The sequence below is a fragment of the Salipaludibacillus sp. CF4.18 genome, from assembly GCF_051262595.1.
In the GTDB taxonomy this organism is placed as follows: domain Bacteria; phylum Bacillota; class Bacilli; order Bacillales; family Salisediminibacteriaceae; genus Salipaludibacillus; species Salipaludibacillus neizhouensis.
Genome location: NZ_JBIMEV010000126.1, coordinates 1 through 1,880, shown reverse-complemented (window position 1 = coordinate 1,880; position 1,880 = coordinate 1). Strand labels below are relative to the sequence as shown.

Sequence of the window (1,880 nt, the reverse complement as noted above, 5' to 3'; positions counted from 1 at the left end):
ATAGTCCATGATTAAAAGAAATATGGAGTAATATTTGGGGAGAAAATAAAATGGAGAAACCTAGTTTACGGAACATATTCTGGAGATATTTATTGGATTACAGGGTTGGAGGGTGGTCCATCTGCACAAATAAAATACATATTTATATAAAATACTATTGGCAAAATTAAGGGGTCTTAAGCGACAGGTCATAACATAACGGAAGAAATCCTTAATACGCTCCTTGAGTATGAATGAGATTAGGCAGTATCCAATAGTGGTTTAAAACAGGGGTGGTCCCTCGTTTCAATAGTTCCTTATATATAACTATATATTTACAATATTTATTGCGCATGGTAAACTTTAATGTGTAAAGGAAACATTTTAACTTATATGTCATATGATTCACCATAGACTACGTAACTCAGGAAATTTTTTTGGTGAAAAAGTTGCCTTAAGGAAACAAAATTCCTTTAAGGCAATAAAAGCTAAGGAGGACTATTTAAATGGAACTAATAAAAAGTGTAAGATTATTTTCATCTCTTATTGTATTAATGCGTGTTCTTTTTGGAGTAGGTTGGCTTTTAGCAGGAGTGACCAAAATTACCGATAAGTTATGGTTTAAAGAACCAGGTTTATTTTTGAATGATTATCTAAAAAATTCATTACAAAATTCCAATGTCCCACCCTTCTATAAAACTTTCATAGAAAATATAGCTTTAGAACATGTAATGGTTTTGAATTATGCTATCCCTATTGTCCAAATAATACTTGGCATATTCCTTATAGCTGGCTTATTTACCATACCTTCTATCCTTATTTGTCTCTTTATGCACATCAACTTTATTTTTTCTGGAAATATGAACCTAATGAGTCTTATTCTTTATACAAGTGCATTTTCATTAATTATTTTCAGGTCAGATGTATATCACATAAGTCTAGATAAGTATTTTAATTTATCTACTTTATTCACCCTGAACCGAAACAAAAGAGAAAAAAATGTTTCCATGCCAAAAGAAAAATTATCTATTAATTCTTAAATTCTATGTTTATTTAATCATTGTACCAATCCAATAGATTAACCCTAAAATATTTAACAATACAAAAACGTATAATAAAACTTTAAACACCTTCAACATTATCTCCTCCATACTACGTTTGGCTAACAGTACATGAATACGTACATGGTTTTCCAATTTGATCACCTTATTACCCCTAAAAAATCAGTCATTAACTTACTGTTTAAGACTAACTGAGCGGAGGGTATTTTTGGTTGAAAAATTTTCAATTCATTCTCACTTGTATTTATTAGATATTGTTTTCAAGGTTGGTTTTTCCCTTTCGTTTTCTGGTATTAATAAATGTAGTATAACTAGTAAATCATATCAACAAAAAAATGACAGATCTAATCTAGTCGTTTTTTTGTCCTTTATTTCTCTCCTATAACCTCTTCAGCAATATTCACAGCGTGATCTCCCCACACCCTTAGATTACTGATAATATCTAGATATAATAATCCCAGCCTATCCTGAACAAAAGGATAGTAAGAATATTGATGACCGATACCTAACCATCCTTTATACTTTCTAATCTGCTTCCCTTTTTAAACCAGCCCGTTGATGCCGATAAGTGCCCCGTGTTCTACGTGTGTTGTGTAGTCACCAGAACCATCGAACAAACATGTGGCGACCAGGACAAACTTTTACCCAGCGAGGTGTGCTGGGCGAAGATTTGCGGTCAACCATGTGCTTTAACCGTAGTCAGTGAATTCCTAACCTCCTGTGCAACACCCTCTGCCATTTCTCCGATTATCTTTAATTTTTCATAATGTTGCTTTTGCTTTTCACTTTATTTCCTATCAGATATGTTAATAAAAACTGCAAATACCCCGTCTATACTAG

The 1,880-nt window shown here is 32.4% G+C and carries 2 protein-coding genes; one reads left to right on the top strand and one right to left on the bottom strand.

All coding sequences use genetic code 11. The features are described 5' to 3' along the window. Window positions 1–485 precede the first annotated feature (485 nt). Window positions 486–1,019, top strand: coding sequence for a DoxX family membrane protein (locus ACHABW_RS25695; RefSeq protein ID WP_435759858.1), 534 nt, complete (start codon window positions 486–488; stop codon window positions 1,017–1,019). A 9-nt stretch (window positions 1,020–1,028) separates the two neighbouring features. Here ACHABW_RS25695 and ACHABW_RS25690 read toward each other — a convergent pair whose 3' ends face one another. Then, window positions 1,029–1,184 (bottom strand): hypothetical protein, encoded by a 156-nt coding sequence (locus ACHABW_RS25690; protein WP_435759856.1) that lies wholly within the window; start codon window positions 1,182–1,184, stop codon window positions 1,029–1,031. Between the last annotated feature and the right edge of the window lie 696 nt (window positions 1,185–1,880).